The sequence below is a fragment of the Streptomyces griseoruber genome, assembly GCF_001514205.1.
Lineage (GTDB): Bacteria > Actinomycetota > Actinomycetes > Streptomycetales > Streptomycetaceae > Streptomyces > Streptomyces griseoruber.
In genome coordinates, this window is sequence record NZ_KQ948765.1 from 793,174 (window position 1) to 814,824 (window position 21,651).

The following is a 21,651-nucleotide window of genomic DNA, read 5'->3' on the forward strand; positions in this document are numbered from 1 at the left end:
ACGGGACGGCTAGGCCGCCTGTGGGGTGAACTGGTGCAGCTGGTCGTTGCCCGGTTCGACGACGCCGTAGCTGCTCTCGGGCACCTCGTTCCAGGCGCCCGGGAGGTCACCCAGGGGCTCGGAGACGACGAGCCGGGTGTCGTCGGAGACCTCGCGCAGAAAGGCGAGGTCGGGGTGGAGCTGACGCAGGGTCTCCACCGCGGTGCTGTAGAAGAGCGAGCGGGACTGTCCCTGGCTGGAGTAGCGGAAGCCCCACAGCCGCTCGCCGTCGGCCACGGAGACCGTCATCTGGAGCGGGAACTCCACGTCGTGGTCGTGCCCGACCTGCTCCACGAACCCCGCCATCCGCTCGACGGCGGCCGCCGGGTCCTTCTCCAGGCCGAAGGTGAGGGCCAGGTAGAACATCATCTCGGAGTCCGTCGAGCCCTCCATGTCGAGGAACAGCTCCGGGTCGACGGCGAGGGCGAGGTCGCGGCGTATCCGGCGGAAGTCGGCGATCGCCCCGTTGTGCATCCACAACCAGCGGCCGTGCCGGAAGGGGTGGCAGTTGGTCTGCTGCACCGCCGTGCCGGTCGTCGCCCGGATGTGGGCGAAGAACAGCGGGGAGCGGACATGGCGGGCGATCTCCCGCAGATTGCGGTTGCTCCACGCCGGTCCGACGTCCCGGAAGACCGCCGGGACCTGGTCGTCCGACTCGGGCGCGTACCAGCCGATGCCGAAGCCGTCGCCGTTGGTCGTCTCCACGCCCATCCGGGAGTGCAGACTCTGGTCGATCAGCGAGTGTTCCGGCTTGTACAGGATCGTGTCGAGAAGGATGGGGGTCCCCGAGTAGGCCAGCCATCGGCACATGTCGTCAGTCCTCCTGTGGCGAACGGGTCAGGCGTACCGGTCGGGTCGTACGACGCACAGCGCCCAGATGACGAACGCGGAGAAGGCGATCATCACCACCGACCAGACCGGGTAGTACGGCAGGGAGAGGAAGTTGGCGATGATGATGAGGCTCGCGATGGCGACACCGCCCACGCGGGCCCACAGGGCCGTCTGGAACAGACCCAGGCTGACGATCACCGCGACCGCCCCGAGGATCAGATGGACCCAGCCCCAGCCTGTGACGTCGAAGCGGAAGACGTAGCTGCGCGTCGTGATGAAGATGTCGTCCTCGGCGATCCCCATGATCCCGCGGAAGATGTCCAGCACCCCGGCGATCATGAGCGTGACCGCGGCGAACGCCGTCAGGCCCTCGGCCCAGTGCCGCCCGGTCCCGCGCGCGTGCGCCGGCGTCGGATTGGTCGTCATGCCCTGCCTCGATTCGGTGTCTTCGGTGTCGTCCGGCGGGTCAGTGGTGGCTCGCGGAGCCGTGTCCGCTCAGGACGAGCTGCTTGGCCCGGTCGAACTCCTCGTCCGTGATGTCCCCGCGGGCCTTGATCTCGGACAGCTTGGCGAGTTCGTCCACGCTGCTGGTCGGGGCACCGGAGCCCTTGGCGGTGTCCCGGATGTAGTCGTCGAACTGCTGCTGCTGTTCCCTCGCCTGCGCGATCTCCCTGCGGCCCATGTTCTTCCCGCGCGCCACGACGTAGACGAACACGCCCAGGAACGGCAGACAGATGCAGAACACCAGCCATCCGGCCTTGGCCCAGCCGCTGAGGTCGTCGTCGCGGAAGATGTCCACGATCACGCGGAACAGCAGCACGAACCACATGATCCACAGGAAGAAGATCAGCATGGTCCAGAAGGCGCTGAGCAGCGGATAGTCGTAGGCGAGGTACGTGTCCCCGGTCATCTCGGTCCTCCGTTCCGGGCCTTGCGCCCGTCGGCGGTTGACTGCCGTCTTCAGCGTGCGCACGGCAAGCGGCGGGCGCCTCACCCCGGGCGGGTGAGACCCGCCCGGCGCAGAGCCGCCCGCCAGGCGAGGGCCAGCACGACCTCCGCGAGGCCCAGCAGCACCAGCCACAGCCCGAGCAGCCGGGTCAGTGCCCGGGCCGACTCGGTGGGCAGGGCCAGGACGACGATGCCCGCGACCACGGCGAGCAGCGCGGCGGCCAGGACGAAGCCCCGGTGCGGCAGGTCCCGGGCGGCCAGGGCGGTGTAGAGGGTGAGGACTCCCGACACCAGCCAGACGACCCCCACGATCAGGGAGAGCGCGGTGATGGTCTGCAACGGGTTGCGCAGACACAGCACGCCGGCCAGGACGTACAGCACGGAGAGCAGGAGTCCGGGCAGCCGTTCACCGTGGTCCTCCCGGGCGAAGACGGCGACGAACCGGAACAGCCCGGTCACGAGCAGATACAGCCCGATCAGCACCGCGAGGACGTGCAGGGTCTCGTCCGGCCAGACCAGCACCAGGACGCCCGGTACGAGCGTGGCGACGGCGGACCCGAGCAGCCAGGTCCAGGAGCGGCCGAGGGCGGAGAGTACGGCGGCGGGGTCCGATCCGGGCGGCACGGTCATGGCTCCTCCTGGCGGGACGAGGTCGGCGGGACGAGGTCGGCGGGGTGAGGTCGGCGGGGTGAGGTCCGCGAGGTGAGGTCGGCGGGACGAGGTCCGCGAGGTGAGGTCGGCGGGACGAGGTCCGCGAGGTGAGGTCGGCGGGGTCGGGTCGGCGGGGTCAGTCCGGCATCTGCCGCATCTCCAGGACGCGCAGTCCCAGGGACTGGCAGCGGGCCAGCAGGCCGTACAGATGCGCCTCGTCGACGATGTGTCCGAACAGGACGGTCTGGCCGGACATCACGACGTGGTCCAGCTCGGGAAAGACCTTGATCAACGTCTCCGACATCTGTCCGTCGACACGGATCTCGTAGCGCATGAGCCTTCCTTGTGGTCTCCCTGCGATGGTCCGTCGCGGCGGGCCGCGGAGCCTCACCCACCAGAGGTGAGACGCCACCCGGGCCACTCGGCTGATCTGCGGCGACGCCTCCCGGTCAGTGGGTGATGAGCAGCTTGAACGCGATGATCGCCAGACCCAGCACCAGGTTCACCGCAGCCGTGACGGCCACCAGCGGCCACGCGGCCCCGGCCCGCCGCGCCGCGGCCACCGACCAGCCGACCTGTCCCGCCACGGCGACCGACAGCGCCAGCCACAGCGTGCCCGTCAGATCGAGGCCGAGGAGAGGGCTGACGGCCACGGCCACCGCGGGCGGGACGGCGGCCTCGACGATCGGCCACTCCTCCCGGCACACGTGCACCAGGACCGTACGGTCCGGCCGCAGCCGGGTCAGCCGCGCCCCGAACATCTGCGCGTGCACATGCGCCAGCCAGAACACCACCCCCGTCAGCAACAGCAGCCCCACCAGCTCCAGGCGGGGGAAGTCGCCCAGCGCCCCGGCGCCGACGACGACGGACGCGGCGAGCATCGAGCCGTAGACCCCTCCGGTGTAGTCGGCGCGGGACCGCCGCCCGATGGTGGGCTCCCTGGCCCTGATGTGCTCGGTGTCGGACATGACCGAGCTCCTTCGCAGGTCAGGCCGCGCCGACGCGCGACGGCTGGGGACGGGTGGACGGCCGGCCCGGCAGATGCGAGGTGACCAGGAGACTGGCCAGGGTGATGCCTCCGGCGGCCAGGATCCCCGCCTTCAGACCGTCGAGCTGCGCCGCGGCGTAGGACTCGGTGAGCGCGTCGACCTCGGCGGGCGGCAGCCCGGCGTCCTCGGCCGCCGAGCGCACCTGGTCGGTGGGGACGAAGGAGATCCCGGCCTCCAGGGCCACGCTCGTGCGCTGCACGGCCTCCTCCGACAGCCGGGGATCGTTCTCCACCTGGGTGGTGAAGGCCTGGGCGAGGGCACCGACGAGCAGCGACCCGATGAGCGCGGTACCGAGCGCGGACCCGAGGTTCTGGGCGGTGAACTGCAGCCCGCCGGCCTCGCTGCGCTCCTCCTCGCCCACGCTGGACTGGACGACGTTGCCGAGCTGCGAGGCGAGCAGGCCCATCCCGATGCCGAGCAGGCCCATGGCACAGCCGAACTGCACGTCGTCGATGTCCGGGTCGATGGTGGCCAGCAGCCACACGATGGCGGCGAGCAGGGTCAGCAGGGCCAGCCGTACCACCAAGCGCGCACCCACCTTCCGCCCGAGCCGTGCGGCGAGTGTGGACGCCACGAGCATGGTGACGGACACGGGCAGCAGGCGCAGTCCGGTCTCGAAGGCGTCGAAGCCCTGGACGACCTGAAGGTAGAGCGGGATGGCGAAGAACAGCCCGAGCAGGATGAGGTTCTGGCTGAGCAGACACAGCAGGCCGGAGCGCAGGGCGGGCTTGTGCAGCAGGGCGAGATGGACCAGGGGGTCGGCGTGGCGCTGCTCCTGGTGCCGCTCCCAGCGTACGAAGGCCGCCAGGACCGCGGCTCCGAGGCCGATCACGAAGAAGGTCGGCGCGAACCCCAGGACGGTGAAGGGCGGGTTGCGCGGCTGCACCCAGCCCCAGGTGCCGCTCTGGAGCACCCCGAGCACGCCCAGCGCCAGGCCCACCGCCGAGAGCGCGGCGCCGATGCCGTCCAGCCGGGGCCGGGGCCCGGTCTGCGGGATGTCCGTGATCACGCTGCGGAAGGCGAGGATCGCCAGGACGACCACGACCTCACCGGCGAAGACCAGCCGCCAGGTGAGATACGTCGTCACCCAGCCGCCGAGCAGCGGTCCGACCGCGATGCCCGCACCGGCGAGCCCGCCGATGACGCCGTACGCGACGGCCCGGTCGCGCCCCGGGTAGGAGGCGGCGACGAGCGCGGCCATGGCGGGCAGCACCATCGCGGCGCCCAGCCCCTCGATGACCGACCAGCCCAGGGCGAGGACCCACACGGTGGGGGCGGCGGCGGTCAGGGCCGAGCCCGTGCCGTAGACGACGAGCCCGAGCAGGAACATCCGGCGCCGTCCGAGGATGTCCCCGAGTCTGCCGCCCGCGATCATGAAGGCGGCCATGACCAGCGCGTACAGCGTGATGACGGCCTGGATGACGGTCACCTCGGTGTCGAAGTCCTCGACCAGCTGGCTGATGGAGACGTTCATGACGGACGTGTCCAGCACCATCAGGAACTGGGCCGTCCCCAGGACGATCAATGCCCGCCAGTGCTTCACGTCGTCCACCTCGCCGAGTCGGCCCGGGACGCCGGGGGTGGTGGCGTCCGGCAGCGGCCGTCACCGACCGGCTGCCACCTCCATCGCAGCTCGGAGGCCCCGTCCGGTGCCTCACCCGCCACGGGCGAGCCTGCCACCGCACGGGCGTGCGCACGGGTCGGCGGAGCCGTGAACAGGTCGTGGCGGAACCACGCCGCCCCGGCACACCCGTCGGCGCACCGGATCTCACCGGCGCCCGGTACTCGCTCTCCTGCGCCGTCCGGGAGGTCAGGAGTCGGATCGGGTTACGTCGTGCGGAGGCACGGGGCGCTCGGACTTGCGATGGCTGGTGTCGCACCAGGGGTAGGTCCGACTGCGTCGGCAGGTGCACAGGGCTACCCGGAACCGGTCGGACGTCACGGTGGTGCCGTCCTCCAGAGTGACCTCCACCGGGCCTTCGACCAGCAGCGGTCCCGCGCGCCGCGCGACGATGCGGCAGCGGCGTTCATCCGAGTCGTACACCACGAATGATCACCAGCTCTTCCTTCTCGTCGTCGTCTTCGACCAGGCCGCAGCCGCGCAGCCAGCCTTTCCGGGAACGCAGGACGGGGCCGAAGCTGATGTGGTGGCGTTCCAGGATTCCGGCGCGCAGGCCCATCGCCCGCAACCGGCGCAGCGACTCTTCCGGACCGCTCAGGGCGGACTGGACCAGAAGCAGCACGCCGCCGGGCCGCAGGAGCACGGGTGCGTCCTGGCATATGCGGTTCAGCACAAGACGGCCGTCGTCTCCGGCGTCCCAGGCCCGTGCCACGCCCCGTCGTGGGCACGCGGCGGCGGGGGCCGGCACGTACGGCGGGTTCGACAGGATGAGGTCGAAGGAGCGGCCCGACACCGGAGCCAGCAGGTCGCCCCGTCTCACGTGCAGCGGGAGACGCGCCAGCACCGCGTTGACCTTTGCGTTCAGAGCCGCTCGCCAGGAGATGTCGACGGCCGTGACGCGTGCGCCGAGCCGGGCCGCGGCCAGTGCGACCGCACCTGTTCCCGTGCCCACGTCCAGGACTTCGGCCCCTGAGGGAAGGGGGTCGGGGCGCAGGTATTCGTGGCGCAGGTACTGGACGAGCAGGTCGGTGTCGTCCTGGGGGGTGTAGACGCCGGGCAGAGTAACCGTGGTCATGGGGTTTTCGTCTCCGGTCCTCAAGGAGTGCGCGAGAACCTGTTCGCCGCAGGCACGCCGGTCAGACAGGTATCCGCAGCGATGACTCCCCGGTCCGCCACGCGCCGAGAAGACGCTCGGCAAGGCGGTCTTCGAGATATGTGGTGGCTTCCACTCCGAAGGCGACATCGCCGTCGAGGTGAGGCTCTTCCTCGAGGAGGCCCGCGACGACTTCCCAGCGGACGACCTGTTCGTGCACGGCGTCGGCCTCGACGTGCTCGTCGTAGAAGTGCTCGGCGGCCGGTCCGGCGCCGGTGCGCCGCATGGCCTGGGCAAGACGCCGCGACCCCGGGGACGAGGTGATTTCGACGGCGGCGAAATGTCCCACCAGGGCCCCTCGCAGCGCGCGGTGCAGGCCGAAGAGGGACATCATGTTCACGATGGCGAGGGCTTCGGCACCGGCCGCGTCGAGATAGTGCCCGTACGAGGTGTTCAGGTCGAGGTCGGCCATGAGCTCGGCGAACAGGCGGGCGTGCACGCGATCCGCGCGACCTCCTCCGAACTCGTCGAACTCCACGGCCGCCATTCCCGCCTTCGCCCTCCCCCACAATCGGGGCAGGACCCAGGCATGCGGGTCGGCTTCCTTGAGGTGGTAGAGCGACCGCTGGGCGGCGTATTCGCGCAACTGCCACAGCTCACCCTCATGCTGCAAGAACCGGCTGACGCCGCTGCCGTCGACGGGCTCGACGAGCAGTTCCTCCAATGCCTCATCGGCGCGCCCGTGCCGGGGCGCCCCGTCGCGGAGGGCCTCGAGAAACCGCTGCTCGACGGCGGCTCGGACGTTGAGCAGGTCGGGATCCCATTCACGGTCGGCATCGACGTCGGCAAATCCCCGGTAATGCAGCTCGTAGCAGACATACAGGGCGAGCTGTAGATCATCTCCGAGCGGGGCGGCGCGGAGAACCGCCTGCTCGTCCGGGAGCGGCCCCGTGTTCCGCAGGTATCCGCCGATCGCCGCCGAGATCCGGCCACGGGCGCACGGCAGGGTCGGCTCTCTCGATGGGACGTCCATGGCGACCGAGTACCCGTGATCCAGGGCTTGGCACCTGCGCCTCGCGGCGAACTGGACGGACGGGCCCGTCCAAGGGTCGCCCTGCCGGCGGCACCCTCCTTCGGCGGGCGGTGGCGCCGGTACGGCCGGCGACCGCCTCGGACAGCACCTCGGCCGACGCCGCCGCAGCCACCCCGACGACGGCGGCCGTACGGCCCCCACACCCGGCCCCGCAACACGATCCCCCTCCCCGCAGAGCCCGGCCGCACGCCATGTGCTCCACCACCACGGGGTCCGGCCCGGTGGTGGCCCGGAGCCGTCGGCCGACGCCTTGGAGGCGGCCGCCGACGAGCACTCCGGAATGGTGCCGGACGCTTCCGACATCACCTTCGCGGATTCGACGCTGCATTCTGGAGATCACCGGGGTCGCTTCCGTGCGGGCTGTACGGGACACCGTCGACGCCGCGGCCTCGGCCTGCCGCGGCGAACGGCGGCCCACCAGGCTTCGGCGTGAGCCGCAGTCAGGAGCAGGCCCTGTTCCGATCGAGCCCGTCGGAGCCGGCTGCTGGACCATGACGGTGCCTCGGACGCCTTCCTGGGAGAGGCATGGCGGCCGGGGCTCCCGTCCGGGAGCCCGATGCGTGTCCCGAGTGGTCAGAAGGCCGAGCCGGGATTCCCGGGCCGGATGCGTCCTCGCCAGGCGCCGGTCTCGCCCCCGCGCTGTTCGATGTAGTCCTTGAAGCGGTGCAGATCTCCCCTGACCTGGCGGTCGATCATGCCGAGCATGTCCGCGCCCTTCTCGGCCATGCCGCTGGGCTCGACGTCCATCGTGAGCTCCACCCGGGTGCGGGTGTCGTCCAGCCGCTGGAACCTGACCGATCCCCGCTGCCGGGTCTCTCCGTCCACGACCCGCCAGGTGATCCGGTCGTCCACCAACTGGTCGACTATCTCCGTGTCGAACTCGCGCCGCACCCCGCCGATCTTGGTGGTCCAGTGGTTGTGCCGCTCGTCGAGCTGCCTCACCTCCTCGACGCCCTCCATGAAGTTCGGGAACTCCTCGAACTGCGTCCACTGGTTGTAAGCCGTATGGACGGGGACCTCGACGTCCACTGCTTCCTTCACCGTGCTCATCGTTTCCTCCTCGCCGGCGGTCGTTCCGCACCACACCGGGTACCCAGGTACGGGGGATATGAAGAACCGCGTGTCGGGCGGCACCAAGGACGCCTCCGCGACGATCCCGGTGTGAGACCCGCCTGGCAGGGAACCCGCCTTCGGACAAAGGGCCTGCGTTGCCGCCGGCGGACGGAGCAGAGGTCGTCCTCGCTCCACGGCCTGGCGATGCGCATCCCCGCCTGCGGCCCGGTCTCGGTGACTCCCGAGGCGGCGGCGAGCCATCTGCCTCCTTCGGAGAGAGTTTCACCATCATGACCAGAGATACCGCCCCGACCGGAGACACCGCGGTCGGCCCCCGGCCCTCGGAGACGTCCGGCAGTGACTTCGCCCGGCTGTCGAGAAAGATCGCTGATGCCGGCCTGCTGGGGCGCCGTCCCGGCTACTACGCACTGCGGATCACGGCAGTGGCCGGGCTCTACGTCGTCGGGTGGGCCGCCGTCGCGCTCGTCGCCGACAGTTGGTGGACCCTGGCGGCCGCCGCCTTCCTGGCCGTCGTCTTCGGTCAGGTCGCCCTGCTCGCCCATGACGCGGCCCACCGTCAGGTGTTCCGCCGTCGCCGCGCCAGCGAAACGTCCGGACGGATCGCCGGTGCGGGCATCGGGATGGGCTACGGGTGGTGGCAGGACAAGCACACCCGTCACCACGCCCACCCCAACCACGAGGAACTCGACCCCGACCTCGACCCCAACCTGCTGGTCTGGTCCCAGGACCAGGCCCGGGCCGCCAAGGGGCTCCCCCGCCTGATCGGCCGCTGGCAGGCGTTCCTGTTCTTCCCGCTCCTCACACTGGAGGGCTTCAACCTGCACGTGTCGAGCGTGAAGGCGCTGGCCAACCGCTCGCTCAAGCACCGAACGCTCGACGGCACCCTGCTGTTCGCGCACTTCGCGGTCTATCTGGCCGTCCTGCTCTGGCTGCTGCCGCCCGGCATGGCGATCGCCTTCCTCGCCGTCCACCAGGGCCTGTTCGGCGTCTACCTCGGCTCCCTCTTCGCGCCCAACCACAAGGGCATGCCGATCCTGACGGGCGACGACCGCCCGGACTTCCTCCGCCGCCAAGTGCTCACCTCACGCAACGTGCGCGGCGGACGGCTCACCGACATCGCACTGGGCGGGCTGAACCACCAGATCGAGCACCACCTCTTCCCCAGCATGCCCAGCCCCAACCTGCGCAAGGCCCGAACCATCGTCCGCCGCCACTGCGAGGAACTGGGCGTGGACTACGTCGAGACCGGGCTGATCACCTCCTACCGGCACGCCCTCACCAGCCTCCACCGGGCCGGCGCGCCGCTCCGGCCCGCCCGCGTCCCCGCCCAGGGAGGTCCGGCGGACATCGGCGGTGACCGTGTGCCCTGAGAGCCTTCCGGGACTCGGGACACCGGGCGCGGCACCGGCGGGTCATGCCGTGAGCTGTCCGAAGACCTTCCTCAGGTCCTGGGCCTGGCCGTCGTTGATCCACGCCAGCGGCGCGTAGTGGTAGGCGACGCCCGCCGGACGCGCCAGCAGCGGCCGCCCCCCGGCGTCCGTGGGCCACTCGACGGCGCCGGTGACGGTGCGGGCGGCGAAGGTCCAGTAGTCACCGGACACATACCGCCCGCAGGGCGCGAAGTAGACCTGCACCCCGTCCTCGAGGTCGATCCACTCGCCCTCGACCACCTTCACCGCCCCGCCCTCCAGCCTGGGCGCGCCGCGCCGACGGCTCTCCAGCTGGTCCCAGCGCCGCAGGTACGGATGCCGCCCCGGCTGCCGCCCGACCGTCCCGTCCGGTTCCGCCGACAGGCGCACCCGCCGCCCGGCCAGGTCGACCTCGACCACCTGGAGCAGGTCGAAGATCTCACCGCGCCCGACGGACGCGTCGTCACAGACCTCGACGAAGTCACCGACGTCCAGGTCGAGCTTGTCGTCGCGGCCGAGCGCCTCCAGGGTGACCCACTCGCCGATGGCGGTCAGCGGCAGCACCACCGACCCGTTCTCACGCGACCACTTGTAGGACGCTTCGCCGACCTCGCCGCCCCGGTGGATCTCCACCCGGTAGAGCTGGTTCTCCGGTCCCCGGTAGCGCGCGTCCGGCGCCACCAGGCACGGGTCGTTCTCGACCCGCGCCGGCCGCTCGGCGCGCGCGGCGAGCCGGCAGGTGCGGTCCTGCTGCGCGGCGACCCACGCGTCGAACGCCCCCGCGGGATCACACCGCTGGTCCTCCCCCAGCTCCAGCGGCAGCACCTCCCAGTCGACCCGTACCCGCGCCGTGGTGTCGGGCAGCGCGGCACCGAGCGCGGTCTCCCGCAGCAGCGGGTCCTGTACGGCCGTCACCAGCCGGTCGTGCACCCGCAGGTAGGCCAGGAACGGACCGGACGGCAGCTCGTCGTCGTCCCGCTCCACATCGCGGTAGGCGTACGGCTGGTCCCAGTACGTCCACACCGGGCCGGCCTCCGTGCCGTCGACGGCCCTCGCCCCGGCCTTCGCGGACGCCGGTTTCTTCGCCGCGACGGGCTTCTTCGCGGCCGCGTCCGGGTGAGCGTGCCCGGCGTCCGCCGGCCGGCCACCGCACTCGTCCACCGCCGGCAGCGGCTCCGGGCGGGTGGCGTCGACCGCGATTCCGTCCACGTAGTACCGGCCGGGCGCGATCGTGAGCGAGGCCTTCTCGCCCTCGGACTCCGCGCCGTACTCGATCCTGAAGCCGTCACCGGGCCCGCCGTGCCGGCCGATCAGGTCGGCGGCCAGTGACCGATCGGCCGACAGACCGAGTTGGGCCTGCTCGTTGGACTCGGCGTCCAGCAGCACCCGGCCCTGCTGGCTCACCACCGCGGCATAGTGCTCCTGTGGCCGGTACGTCAGGCGCGAGAAATCGCCGTGCATCTTTCCCTCCCGAATCATCGATTGACGCCGTGTCAGTTGACCGGGACGATCCCGGCGTCCAGGCCGGCCGGCGAGAACTCCGCGAGCCGCGCCCGCAGGTTGTCCTCCCGCTGCGGCTGGTACAGGTCGTGCAGCACCCCCAGCTCGGAGCCGTCGTCCGCGCCCCGCCAGATCTCCACCGCGCACGACAGCGCGAGCTGGAGGTAGGCCGGCGCCCCGTACCGTCTGCCGGTGAACCGGGGCCGGACCCGGGCGGCCTCCAGCGCGCCCCACCGCGGCAGGTCCGCCGGGTCCACGTCACCGGACTCGGCGAGCCGCCGCAGGTCCTCCCCGACGAGGTCCGGCTGGCAGTGGTAGCGGCGCGGCGTCCGCGACCCCGGCGGCACGTAACAGAACCGCAGGCACCCGATCCCCCGCCGCGCGACGTGCATCAGACCGTCGAAGACCGAGTTCTCGCCCAGCCGGACCGCGTGCGCGTGCACCTCGCCGATCACCGTCGACCGCCGTACCGTCAGCTCCGCGTGCGCGTGCCGGCACTCCGGCGCCGACACCGCCTCGCGGTCGGCGCCGGTCGCGTCGAGCACCGAGTCGGTGACGCACACCGTGACGGGATCGGTCCCGGCCTCGTCGTTCACCACCAGGATCGATCCGACGACGCTGTGCGCGATCTCCACGCACGCCGTGGTGTTCTCCAGCACCAGGCTGGGCTCCTCCGGGTGCGTGGGACGGCAGTGCGGCTCCAGCGACCACCCGGGCACCAGCGTCGAGTGCCGTACGACGACCGCGCCCATCGGCCCGGTCACGCTGATCCCGCGGCCCGTGATCAGCAACCCGTCGAGCACGAACCGCGGCGGCGGCCGGTCGTCGCCCTCCTCCGCGCAGAGCGCCCGGATCTGCAGCGAGTCCGGCCGGTTGCTGTACCAGTCCAGCAGCCGCAGCACCGGCCGTCTGCGCTCCGCGCCGCGCACCTCCAGCCGGTCCCCCGGCGACAGCACGAACTCCAGCTGCTCCTGGTACGCCCCGGAGTCCGCGATCTCGATCACCGCCTCCGGCTGGGCGCCACCGGCGTTGTCGCGCTGCCACGCCCCGTAGGCCAGCTGGATCCGCTCGAACTCCTCGTCGGGCCCCACCCGGTACACCTTCGCCGCACCCGGCGTCGTCACGTCCCGCGGGTACTCCCCGCCACCGAGTTCGGACGGCTGGAGGAAGTGGTAGCTCACCCACACGCCGCGGCGCGGCGCCGACCGCGCCCCGAACACGATCCGCCCGAGCTCCGGGTCCACCACCACCTGGCCGCGCCGCGCCCGGTAGAACCAGCCGGACAGGTCGGCCACCACGATGTCGGTCACCGGGACCGGGTCCCGCTGCCCGTCCCGCCAGATCGCGAAGCTCTTGTCCCGGCCGTAGAAGTCCGGCAGCCGGTCGGCCAGCTCGCGCCGGGTGATCGGCGCCGGCACGTGCTCCCGTCCCGCGATGTGCTCCGGCGACGGCTCGGGCACCGGCCTGGTCGTCAGCGGCACGTCGTTGCCGAGGATCGAGAACGTGAACTGGTTGCGCGCCCGGTCGATGCAGTACGCCGGCGCGTAGGTCAGCGGCTGCGGCCTCAGCCGCCACACGTACGCTCCGACGTTCGCCGGCCGGTACCGGCCCTGCCGCCGCGCCGAGCTGATGCGCGCGGCCTCGGCGAGGCGTCCCTGCGTCTCGAAGGGCCCGCCGATCCCCACCAGCCGCGCGTCGTCGCGGACGTCGACCAGCCCGGGCGACGCCTGTGCCCGCCGCACCGCGGCCTCGTCCGAGGACGGGTACAGCCTGATCGGCTGGTCGCGCAGCAGCAGCCGATGGAACTCGACCGCCCGCGAAGGCCAGTCCGCCACCGACGACGCCAGCTCCTCCAGCATCGGCAGCGTCCCCTTGCGCCGCCTCGCCCCCACCGTCGCGGCGACGTCCCGGCGCGGCGCCAGCCGGGCCACCAACCGGTCCGTGGCCGCCGTCGCGAGCGCCTCCTCGTGCCCGGGCAGCAGCCGGTAGCCCACCAGGTCACCCAGATAGGGGACCGCCCAGCTCTCGGCGGTCTCCACGAACCAGTTGTCGTACAGCCGCTCCAGGTCGCTCTGCACCAGGTCGACCTGCTCGCCGATCACCGCGAGCAGCGCCCGCAGCGCGGACCCGTTCTCGGTATCGGTCTTGCGGATGTGCAGCGCGATCAGCTCGCTGAGTCGGTCCGGACTGCGGCTCATCCGCGTACCTCCTTCAGGATCAGCGTGGTCGGGACAGCGGGTGACAGCAGCACGAGCTGCGCGGGCCGGACGCCGGCAAAGACCACGACACGGGTGCCCGCCGGCAGCGGCTCGGCCGGTGGCAGCCCGGGGTTCAGCCGGAGCAGCTCGGCGACCGTGATGCCGTTGCGCGCGGCGACCGACGTCAGCGACTCGCGGTACGACGCGGGGTCGCCGCCGTCGGGCGGCCGCACGTCGTGGTACTCGACCGTGCAGGACGCCTGCCGGGCCGGCACCGTCGGGTTCGGCGTGGTCAGCGTGGACGCCAGCTTCTGCAGCCCGGCCGGCGTCATGCTGCCCGGGACGCCGGCGAACACGTCCACATCGACGTACTCGACGCCCGGCACCGCCTGCGCGGCGGCGATCGCCTCGGACAGGTACGCCGGCTGGCCCAGCTCGCGGTTGTCGAACCCGAGCCGCTCCAGCAGCGCGCGCCGTACCTTCGGCTCCACCAGGTCGTAGGAGTGGTCCGGCGCGATCTTCAGCCCGGCCGACATCACCAGCAGCACCAGCTCGCGCACGTCCACCCGGACCGGCAGCTGCGGGTCGCCGTACAGTGCGAGCGCGGAGCGCAGCGACCGGACGATCTCGCCGTCCTCGTCGAGGGTGATGTCACCGGCGCCCGCGATGGTGACGTGCATCAGCTCGCGGCCGCCGAAGATCCGCCGTGCCGCGGCCCGGCCGATCCCGGCCCGTGACCGGGTGAAGTCCTCGTAGTCGGTGATCCCGACCAGCCGGTCCAGCGCCGCCACCGCGAGCGGGATCTGCCGCCGGGTCTGCCGCAGCCCGTCCGGGTCGGCCCCGCCGCCGGCCGGCAGCGGGTTGGTGACGGCGGTGACACCGAGCGGGCGGGTCAGCGGCGTGGTCACGGTGCCGGCGGCGACGTTGCCCGCGGCGCCGATCCCGACCCGGTAGCGGGCCCGGACGTTCTCGTGGCCGGTGGGCAGCCGGGCGCCGTGCACGCCGTCGCCGAAGGCGATCGTGGTGCGGCCGCCCTCGCCGGTGCCGGTGACGTAGACCTTCGCGGTCGGCGGCTGCCCGGCGAGGCTGTCCACCTCCTGCCACAGCACCCCGTCGACCCGTACCTGCAGTGTGCTGCGCGCGCCGCGCGGGTTGTCGGCCGGCAGCCAGGTCAGCGGCGCGGCGAACAGCGTGAAGGTCTGCCCGGCCTGCCCCGCGTCGCCGCTGCCGATCGGTTCGTCCCGGGTCGCGCCGGCATCGGCCCGCACGACGTTGCCGTGGATCGTCACCGTGGTGCGGCGGTAGGTGTACGCCAGCGGTCCCGCGAGTGTGATCGTGGTGTGCACGGGCTCCCCGGGCTTGGCCGGGTCGACCGCGTGCGAGACGCCGGCGATCATCGCGAGCTCGGCGGCCTGCACCCCCGGTGTGTCCGGGATGTCGGTGCGCTCGCCGGCCACGATCACCCAGCGGCCCGGCTCCAGCTCGTCGTACAGCTCGGCCAGCTCGATGACGCCGTCGGCCACGTCGTCCGGGATCGGCTCGGTGGCGACGGTGAGCGGCTCACCGCCCGCGTACACCGTGGTCTTGCGGATCTGGGAGAGCTGTGTGTCCTCCGGGCCGAGCCACGCGTCCGCCAGCGTCAGCTCGGTGACCTTGCCGGTGATCCCGAAGTCGGCCTGTGAGATGACCCGGGCGGTCTCGACCCGGGTGACCAGCTTCTGCAGCGACGGTACGGCGCCGGGCCGCTCGATGACCACCCAGCTCTCCGGTCCGATCCCCGGGTACACGGCGTCCAGCACGAGCACCTTGGTCGACACCGTGCTGGTGGTGGTCAGCGCGACCGTGACCTTGTCCGGGTCGTCGGCCCGCTCGGCCCGGCCGAGTACGACGTTGATGCCGCCGTGGGTGGTGGTCTCCTCGTCGCCGGGCTGGAGGTCCTTGACGACCGGCGCCGGGTCGGTCCCGAACGTCGGGGCGACCTCGACGGTGATCCTGCCGTCCGGTGTGCCGCTGTCCGGCTTCGGCCCGGTGAAGGTGACCTTGCGTGCGACGTCGTTGCCCCAGCACAGCAGCGTCACGGTGGCCGGTGCGTCGGCCGGTGTCGTGGTGGTGACCCAGACGCCCAGCGGCCCCACCCGGAGGAAGCCGTCGAACGGCAGCGTCTTCGGGTCGCCGACCGGGCTGCCGGACTCGATCCACCGCGGGACGAGCGTCTTCGGCTTGCCGGTCTGGTACTCGACGGTGAAGGTCAGCGACTGCGATCCGGTCAGCGGCCACTCGAGGTGCCCGACGATCCGCCCGTTCTCGTCGTAGTCCGGCTGCAGCGGCGCGGTCGCGCCGAACGGGGTCGCCACCGTGCGCATCGCCTGGAGCCCGGCGAGCGGCAGCGGTTTCGTGAGGTTGACGTTGCGCCAGGCCTCGTACAGCGAGGCGAGCCGCGGGTCGAGCGCGGTCAGCAGCCGGACACCGGCGTCGGATCCGGTGCTGAACACGTTCGCCGGGTCCAGCCGCAGCGCGCGGGCGGACGAGGGCTGCGGCGTGAGCGGCTTGCGCAGCGACCCGAGCAGCGCGGCCAGTCCGAGCAGTGCCGGGTCGTCCTCGGACGGCGGCGCGCCACCGGACCCGTTGCCGGTGGCACCGTTGCCGGTGACGACGAAGCGCGCGAGGGCGAGCCTGTCGTACAGCTTCTCGTCCTCCTCCGTGGGCCGGTCCTGCGCGGGCTCCAGCCGGCCGGCCTGGGTGCGGATCCCGGTCAGGTCCGTGCGCAGCGCGACGAGGAAGTCGTGCACCGCCGGATACGGCGCTGCCGCCGCCAGCGACTCCTCCAGCAGGTGCAACGCGTTGTCGAGCGCCCGCGCGAACTCGGTCGGGGTCGTGATCGCGTCCGGGTCCCCGCCGTCCTCGTCGGGGCCGATCGCGAGGCCGGGGCCGGATACGCCGCCCGGGACGGATTCGAGGACGACGGGCTCCGACGGCAGCCGGTCGCGCAGCGGCACGAGCACGCCGTCGACATAGCGCCTGACGATCCTGCTGTTGCGGTACTTGTCGTCCTCCAGCAGGTCGGCGACCTTGTCCCGGAACCTGTCCTCCAGCGCGGCGAGCGTCGGCAGCTTCGCGCCCGGCATGAGCACCGAGGTGATCCCCTCGGCCTCGTCGACGGTGCTCGCCTGCACCACGTCGAGCGCCTGCCGCCCCGGTTCGGTGCCGAACACGAACAGCAGCCGGTCACCGGTCTGCAGCCGCGCCCCCGCGCCGGCCAGGTGCACCTCGCGCCGGTCGATCGTGCGGTCCGCCCGCAGCCGCACCGGGTAGGGCCGCCGCAGCCGCACCTTCAGGTCGTTCCACGCCGCCCGTGCCGCGAGGTCCTCCACGGTCTCGAACGACTGCGGTTCCTGACCCGTCCCCGGCACGCTCTGCGCCCGCGCCCCGGCCGGGATCGTCACCGCCCGGTCCCGGTCCACCTGGTAGGCGAGATACACACCCGCGCCGACGCCCGGCCGCGGCGTGTGCCCCAGCAGCCGGCCGAACAGCAGCAGCGAGTCCGCCCGGGTCGCGGTGCGCAGGTAGCCCTCGTTCGCCACCCGCTCGGTGTGGAACCCGAGCAGGTCGCCCAGCACCGCCCACGCGTCCAGCCACGACAGCGCCGGGTCGTCGGGGGTGCGCACCAGCAGGTCGCGCAGCTCCGGGTACGCCGGGCTGGACAGCCGCGCCAGCATCGACGACCAGAACGCGTGGTGGTCTCCGGTCCGGTACGCGATCTGCGCCAGCCCCGGCGGGTTCACCCGGCTGAACGGCGTCTCCAGCTCGGTTCCGGTGCAGCAGCCCCCGCCGCCCGCGCCGCACCGACAGCCCCCGGTCATCGGCCTCCCCCGATCTCGATGTGCAGCCGGCCGTTCTCCGGCCGGTCACGGTCGTCCTCCAGCTGTGCGACCTCCAGCGGCCCGATCCGCAGCAGCCCGTCGTCCAGCTCGCCGGCGTCCGGCGCGAACAGCCTCCTGAGCCGGGTCACCAGCACGCTCGTCACGCCGGGTACGGCGGCCGCCGCCGCGACCACCCGGCTGATCCGCACCGGATCGCCGAACGTCACCGCGTCCGGCGCGAACAGCGCCAGCACCGTCCGCCGTACCGCGTCGCGCACATGACCGCGCTGGTGGCCGGCGGCGGCACAGACCTTCAGCTCCAGGTCCACGGGCACCGCCGTCGCGGGCCGCACGACCACGTCGTGCCCGATCCGCCGTACACCGTCCAGCGTGTGCGCGACCCGGTCCAGCAGCTTCGCGCCCGGAGCTCCGGTACCGAGGGCGTCGACCGCGACGTGCACCTCCTGGCCGGTGCCGGTCCAGCGGAAGTCGGCCGCCGCCCGCTGCACACCCGGCACCGCCGAGGCCAGTTCGGCGTAGTCGTCCGCGGTCACGGCCCGGAGCCTGACCCGGTGCGGCTGGAGCGGCGCCAGTCGGCGTACCTCGTCGAGGGCCTCCGGCTCGGTCCCGCCGCGGGCCGGCAGCGGGTTGCGCACCAGCGTGACGGCGTCGTCGCCGTCGCACAGCACCAGGTGCCCGATCGCCTCGGCACCGACGTTGCCCGCGGCACCGTTGCCCACCCGGTGGCGGACCGCGATCCGCCCGCCCGCCGGCGGTGGCTCACCGTTCACGCCGTCGCCGAACCGCAGCGCCAGCCGGCCGTCCTGCTCGGCCTCGCCGACGAACGCCCTCGTGTCCGGCGTCGCGGTCAGCAGGTCGCGGCGCGGCGTCCATTCCCCCGCCGGGGTGCCGTCCGGCGCGTAGGCCGTGACGGTCACCGCGGGCAGCGCGGCGCGGGGGTCCTGGGTGAGCGCGGCCGAGGCCGGCCCGGCCAGCCGCGGGTCGTCGGCCCGCAGCCCGTCGGCGTACGAGGGACCCCAGGTCTGCGCGAGCTCGTCGAGCAGCCAGCCGCCGAGCACCTCGCCCTCGCGTGCCCGGCGGGAGAGCCGCGCCAGCCGCCGGATCTTCGCCCCCAGCAGCGCCTCGTAGCGCAGCAGCAGGTCGCGCAGCGCCCGCGCCTCGTCGTGGGCGAAGCCGAGCCGGTCCAGCACCGCCTGCCCGACCAGGAGCCGCAGCTCGGCGGTCTCCTCCTCGGTCAGCGGCCGGGCCGCGCGCCACAGCGCGGTGACCCGTGCCCTGGCCCGCGTCGCGATGCCGTCGAGCAGCTCCGCCTGCCCGGACGACACCAGCGCCGGGTCCGGGTACGCCGTCCGGTGCGTCACCGGCCCGTCGGTCGGCTCGGGGCGGAACGGCTCCACCGTGCCGGGGTAGCGGAGCTGCGCCAGCAGCGTGTCCAGGCTCGCCGCCTGGTCGGCCGCGGGCGCGCCGGCGTCCAGCCCGGCCCGGTCCAGCGCCGCCCGGCCGACCAGCCCGCGCAGCGTCGTGACCTGCTCCTCGGTGAGCTGCTCTCCGCGCCGCGCCACCGTCATCAGCCCCACGATCGCCTCCCCGGCGGGTCCCTGCTCGGGACGGTCCGGGCAGCAGCCGGACCCGCACACCGGCGGGGGCGCCGGCGCCGACGGGACGGCGTACTCCTCCGGGGGCCCGCCGCAGAACGTCAGGTCCCGCCCGTGGTCGACCAGGAGGACGTTGCCCCGCGCGACGGTCACGTCGACCAGCCGCTCGCACGCCGGGCCGCCCGTCGTGGTCAGGCAGGCGCTGAAGGCCAGCGCGTCCTCGTCCGCCCAGGTGACCTCCACGACCGCCCGGTCGTAGAGCGCGTCGCACGCCGGCGTCACCGAGGTGAGCCGCACCACCTGCCGGTGCGCCGGGTCGGCGTCGGCCGCCGCGCCGGTGCGCGGGCCGAGCACCTCCTCGATCACCAGCAGGTCACCGGGCACCAGGTACAGCCCCTCGTCGACGAGCGTCGCCGAGGTCGCGCCCCTCGGCAGGCAGCACTCGTCGTCGCCCCAGGTGTGGAACCGGATCCGGTTGTGCGTCGGCCGCAGCTCGGTCTCGCCACTCGCGAGCGGCTCGAAGACATCGGTCCGTGCGGCCGGCGGCAGGGCGGCCAGCGCCCTCTCGGTCACGACCGCCCTGAGGTCCGGCCGCTCCACCGGGTCCACCTGGCTGATGTCGATCGCCGCGAACCGGAACGTGCCCGGCCGCAGCGTCATCTCGTCGTCCACGCTCAGGGTCACCGCGGCACGCGCGTTGCACCCGTCGTGCATCAGGTAGTCGATCAGCCTGACGTGCCTGCGCACCGAGGTCCGCCGCCGCGCGGTGTGCAGATACGCCTCGGTCGCCACCGCGTCCAGCTGGTATTCCAGCTGGTCACCGGCGTACGCGAGCAGCTCGACCACGGTCGTCCCGAGGTCCGGCACATGCCGCTCCACCCAGGAGGGCGCGACCAGTGTCATCCGGTCCAGCAGCTGCCGGCGCAGCGTCGCGTAGTCCCGCGCCGTGTAGTCGATCACCGGTGCCGGCCGGACGTCGTGCTCCCCGCCGCACCCGCACACGCAGTCGGACCGCGCCGGGCACTGCGGGTGGAACACGAAGTCGGCCCGGGAGTAGCGCGGGTCGAACCCGGCCAGCGGCTCGGTTCCCGGCCGCCCGTAGGCGTCCGGCTCCACCACGGACAGCGTGTACGGCGAGGTGTCGCCGGTGCGGTCGACCACGACGAACGCCCGGTCGTCCAGGTCCGCGTCCTCCGCGCGCTCGATCGTCACCTCGGTGACGTGCACACCGGTGATCCGGCGGCCGCCGTCGATCCGGACGTTGCCCGGGGCGAGCCGCCTCGGCGCCTTGCCGAGGAAGGTCACCACCAGTGTCAGCCCGTCGTCGTGGGCCTCCACGGCATCGACGCCGTTGAGCCGCGCGGTCCTGACGTCCCCGCGCCGGTGCCCGGTTCCGCACGGTGTCGTCCCCCCGTGGTTCCTCCCGGTGTCGCCCCCGTCGTTCATGCCGCCCTCCCCTCGAAGGTCTCGGTACGGCGGTCGCCGGTCGCCCTGACGACGTACGCCACCCGGACCCGCAGCACGTTGTCGTCGCTCTCGACGACCACCGCGTCGATCTGGATCGCGTCACCCAGCCAGCGCTCCAGCTGTGCGTGGACGGCCAGTTGCAGGGTGGCCGCCAGCTCCGGGCTGTTCGGCTCGAAGACCAGGTCCAGCAGGCCGCAGCCGAAGTCCGGCCGCATCACGCGTTCGCCCGGGCTGGTGAACAGCACCAGCTCGATCAGGTCCCCGATGTGGCCGTCGTACCCGACGTCGGCCGTCCGCCCCCGTCTGTCCACCCGGAACGGGAAGTCGATGTCGATCCGCTCGGTCACTTGTTCAGACCCCCTTGGTTCGTTGCTGTACGACCGTCACCAGCGGCGGCCCCTGCGGGACCTGCTCCGCGCTGAGGCACAGCCCGGTCGAGGCCTGCGTCACCACCGGTGCCCCCGCCACCGTCACCCGCGCCGCCGGTGTCACCCAGCGGATCGTCACGCACGGCTGCGGCTTGGGCCCGACGGCGAACGGGCAGCCCGCGATCAGCCAGGCGCCGGCCACGGTGGCGGCCGGCTGGCCGGACAGGTTCACCCGTGGGGACGCCGGCAGGTACGACGCCCGCCCGCCGTGCGGGCAGCTCACGGTCGCGTTCACATGCAGCACGTTGGTCATCGTCAGGTCACCGTGAGCCCGCCGGTGTTGACGTCCACCACGTTGCCGACCAGCGAGATCGTCGCGCCCTTGCCGTTGCTGATCAGGATCCCGGTGTCGTTGACCGTGATCACCGCCCCGCCCGGTGAACGCAGCGTGATACCCGGGCCGCCGGGCAGGTCGGACAGGAGGACGCTGTACTGGCCGCGGGTCTGGAGCACGATGTTCGGCTGCCCCGGCGGTCCGGCCAGCGCGGTCGGCGGCACCTCGGCCACCGAGCCGAACCAGCAGCCCGTCCAGATCGGGTAGCTGGGGTCGCCCTGCTCGAACTCGATCCACACACCGGCCCCGACCACCGGCACGACGTACATCCCGGTCTGCGGACCGGCCACCGGAAGGCACGGCATCGCGAACGTGCACGGGGTGTCGCCGAGCACGTCCGGCACCGTGGCCTGGATCCGGCCCTGTTGCAGCGGGTCGACGTTGTTCACCACGGTGCCGCGGTACTTGCCGAGATACTTCGTCGCTTCGAGCATCTGTCG

The 21,651-nt window shown here is 72.6% G+C and carries 19 protein-coding genes; 1 reads left to right on the forward strand and 18 read right to left on the reverse strand.

Annotated features, from left to right (window positions below):
• Positions 1-9 precede the first annotated feature (9 nt).
• The 11 genes from AQJ64_RS11880 to AQJ64_RS11930 form a co-directional block, all read right to left on the reverse strand.
• Positions 10-849, reverse strand: coding sequence for a class II glutamine amidotransferase (locus AQJ64_RS11880; protein ID WP_055632332.1), 840 nt, complete (start codon positions 847-849; stop codon positions 10-12).
• A gap of 27 nt (positions 850-876) precedes the next feature.
• On the reverse strand, positions 877-1,296 hold the full coding sequence (locus AQJ64_RS11885; protein WP_055632331.1) for a DUF7144 family membrane protein: 420 nt from the start codon (positions 1,294-1,296) through the stop codon (positions 877-879).
• A 40-nt stretch (positions 1,297-1,336) separates the two neighbouring features.
• Positions 1,337-1,780 carry an SHOCT domain-containing protein gene (locus tag AQJ64_RS11890; protein ID WP_055632330.1) on the reverse strand — a complete coding sequence of 148 codons (444 nt, stop codon included), beginning with the start codon at positions 1,778-1,780 and terminating at the stop codon, positions 1,337-1,339.
• A gap of 80 nt (positions 1,781-1,860) precedes the next feature.
• Positions 1,861-2,448, reverse strand: a complete 588-nt coding sequence (locus AQJ64_RS11895; protein ID WP_055632329.1) for an HdeD family acid-resistance protein — start codon at positions 2,446-2,448, stop codon at positions 1,861-1,863.
• 157 nt (positions 2,449-2,605) lie between these two features.
• Positions 2,606-2,803 (reverse strand): hypothetical protein, encoded by a 198-nt coding sequence (locus AQJ64_RS11900; RefSeq protein WP_055632328.1) that lies wholly within the window; start codon positions 2,801-2,803, stop codon positions 2,606-2,608.
• A gap of 115 nt (positions 2,804-2,918) precedes the next feature.
• Positions 2,919-3,437 carry a hypothetical protein gene (locus AQJ64_RS11905; RefSeq protein ID WP_055632327.1) on the reverse strand — a complete coding sequence of 173 codons (519 nt, stop codon included), beginning with the start codon at positions 3,435-3,437 and terminating at the stop codon, positions 2,919-2,921.
• Positions 3,438-3,456: 19 nt separating this feature from the next.
• Positions 3,457-5,061 (reverse strand): MFS transporter, encoded by a 1,605-nt coding sequence (locus AQJ64_RS11910; protein WP_055632337.1) that lies wholly within the window; start codon positions 5,059-5,061, stop codon positions 3,457-3,459.
• Positions 5,062-5,328: 267 nt separating this feature from the next.
• Entirely contained in the window at positions 5,329-5,565 is a 237-nt protein-coding gene (locus AQJ64_RS11915) for a CDGSH iron-sulfur domain-containing protein (RefSeq protein WP_206189633.1), read from the reverse strand.
• The gene (locus AQJ64_RS11920) at positions 5,546-6,214 is read right to left on the reverse strand and encodes a HemK2/MTQ2 family protein methyltransferase (protein WP_055632326.1); all 669 of its coding nucleotides are present in this window, start codon (positions 6,212-6,214) and stop codon (positions 5,546-5,548) included. Before AQJ64_RS11920 ends, AQJ64_RS11915 begins: the two co-directional genes overlap by 20 nt.
• Positions 6,215-6,275: 61 nt before the next feature.
• The gene (locus AQJ64_RS11925) at positions 6,276-7,265 is read right to left on the reverse strand and encodes an iron-containing redox enzyme family protein (RefSeq protein ID WP_055632325.1); all 990 of its coding nucleotides are present in this window, start codon (positions 7,263-7,265) and stop codon (positions 6,276-6,278) included.
• A gap of 633 nt (positions 7,266-7,898) precedes the next feature.
• Positions 7,899-8,375 carry an SRPBCC family protein gene (locus tag AQJ64_RS11930; RefSeq protein ID WP_055632197.1) on the reverse strand — a complete coding sequence of 159 codons (477 nt, stop codon included), beginning with the start codon at positions 8,373-8,375 and terminating at the stop codon, positions 7,899-7,901.
• 293 nt (positions 8,376-8,668) lie between these two features.
• Here AQJ64_RS11930 and AQJ64_RS11935 point away from each other — a divergent pair, with 293 nt between their 5' ends.
• Positions 8,669-9,769: a fatty acid desaturase family protein gene (locus AQJ64_RS11935; RefSeq protein ID WP_055632198.1), complete on the forward strand. Its 1,101-nt coding sequence runs from the start codon at positions 8,669-8,671 to the stop codon at positions 9,767-9,769.
• A gap of 42 nt (positions 9,770-9,811) precedes the next feature.
• Here the strand turns inward: AQJ64_RS11935 and AQJ64_RS11940 are convergent, their stop codons facing one another.
• The 7 genes from AQJ64_RS11940 to AQJ64_RS11970 are packed head-to-tail and all read right to left on the reverse strand — an operon-like array spanning position 9,812 to position 21,645.
• Positions 9,812-11,269 (reverse strand): DUF6519 domain-containing protein, encoded by a 1,458-nt coding sequence (locus AQJ64_RS11940; RefSeq protein ID WP_055632199.1) that lies wholly within the window; start codon positions 11,267-11,269, stop codon positions 9,812-9,814.
• A 32-nt stretch (positions 11,270-11,301) separates the two neighbouring features.
• Complete coding sequence (locus AQJ64_RS11945) at positions 11,302-13,506, reverse strand: hypothetical protein (protein ID WP_055632200.1); 2,205 nt, start codon at positions 13,504-13,506, stop codon at positions 11,302-11,304.
• Positions 13,503-17,366, reverse strand: a complete 3,864-nt coding sequence (locus tag AQJ64_RS11950; protein WP_055632201.1) for a putative baseplate assembly protein — start codon at positions 17,364-17,366, stop codon at positions 13,503-13,505. Before AQJ64_RS11950 ends, AQJ64_RS11945 begins: the two co-directional genes overlap by 4 nt.
• A complete protein-coding gene (locus AQJ64_RS11955; protein ID WP_055632202.1) occupies positions 17,363-20,428 on the reverse strand; it encodes a putative baseplate assembly protein in 3,066 nt (1,021 codons plus the stop codon). Before AQJ64_RS11955 ends, AQJ64_RS11950 begins: the two co-directional genes overlap by 4 nt.
• Positions 20,425-20,796, reverse strand: coding sequence for a GPW/gp25 family protein (locus tag AQJ64_RS11960; RefSeq protein WP_055632203.1), 372 nt, complete (start codon positions 20,794-20,796; stop codon positions 20,425-20,427). Before AQJ64_RS11960 ends, AQJ64_RS11955 begins: the two co-directional genes overlap by 4 nt.
• A gap of 4 nt (positions 20,797-20,800) precedes the next feature.
• Positions 20,801-21,130 (reverse strand): hypothetical protein, encoded by a 330-nt coding sequence (locus tag AQJ64_RS11965; protein WP_055632204.1) that lies wholly within the window; start codon positions 21,128-21,130, stop codon positions 20,801-20,803.
• 2 nt (positions 21,131-21,132) lie between these two features.
• Entirely contained in the window at positions 21,133-21,645 is a 513-nt protein-coding gene (locus AQJ64_RS11970) for a phage baseplate assembly protein V (RefSeq protein ID WP_055632205.1), read from the reverse strand.
• Positions 21,646-21,651 lie beyond the last annotated feature (6 nt).

Bases quoted from the DNA above. Each gene is read 5' to 3' on its own strand.
- AQJ64_RS11930 (WP_055632197.1), bottom strand. From the start codon at position 8,375: ATGAGCACGGTGAAGGAAGCAGTGGACGTCGAGGTCCCCGTCCATACG.
- AQJ64_RS11970 (WP_055632205.1), bottom strand. From the start codon at position 21,645: ATGCTCGAAGCGACGAAGTATCTCGGCAAGTACCGCGGCACCGTGGTG.
- AQJ64_RS11895 (WP_055632329.1), bottom strand. From the start codon at position 2,448: ATGACCGTGCCGCCCGGATCGGACCCCGCCGCCGTACTCTCCGCCCTC.
- AQJ64_RS11900 (WP_055632328.1), bottom strand. From the start codon at position 2,803: ATGCGCTACGAGATCCGTGTCGACGGACAGATGTCGGAGACGTTGATC.
- AQJ64_RS11965 (WP_055632204.1), bottom strand. From the start codon at position 21,130: ATGACCAACGTGCTGCATGTGAACGCGACCGTGAGCTGCCCGCACGGC.
- AQJ64_RS11945 (WP_055632200.1), bottom strand. From the start codon at position 13,506: ATGAGCCGCAGTCCGGACCGACTCAGCGAGCTGATCGCGCTGCACATC.
- AQJ64_RS11925 (WP_055632325.1), bottom strand. From the start codon at position 7,265: ATGGACGTCCCATCGAGAGAGCCGACCCTGCCGTGCGCCCGTGGCCGG.
- AQJ64_RS11955 (WP_055632202.1), bottom strand. From the start codon at position 20,428: ATGAACGACGGGGGCGACACCGGGAGGAACCACGGGGGGACGACACCG.
- AQJ64_RS11890 (WP_055632330.1), bottom strand. From the start codon at position 1,780: ATGACCGGGGACACGTACCTCGCCTACGACTATCCGCTGCTCAGCGCC.
- AQJ64_RS11905 (WP_055632327.1), bottom strand. From the start codon at position 3,437: ATGTCCGACACCGAGCACATCAGGGCCAGGGAGCCCACCATCGGGCGG.
- AQJ64_RS11920 (WP_055632326.1), bottom strand. From the start codon at position 6,214: ATGACCACGGTTACTCTGCCCGGCGTCTACACCCCCCAGGACGACACC.
- AQJ64_RS11940 (WP_055632199.1), bottom strand. From the start codon at position 11,269: ATGCACGGCGATTTCTCGCGCCTGACGTACCGGCCACAGGAGCACTAT.
- AQJ64_RS11950 (WP_055632201.1), bottom strand. From the start codon at position 17,366: ATGACCGGGGGCTGTCGGTGCGGCGCGGGCGGCGGGGGCTGCTGCACC.
- AQJ64_RS11935 (WP_055632198.1), top strand. From the start codon at position 8,669: ATGACCAGAGATACCGCCCCGACCGGAGACACCGCGGTCGGCCCCCGG.
- AQJ64_RS11880 (WP_055632332.1), bottom strand. From the start codon at position 849: ATGTGCCGATGGCTGGCCTACTCGGGGACCCCCATCCTTCTCGACACG.
- AQJ64_RS11885 (WP_055632331.1), bottom strand. From the start codon at position 1,296: ATGACGACCAATCCGACGCCGGCGCACGCGCGCGGGACCGGGCGGCAC.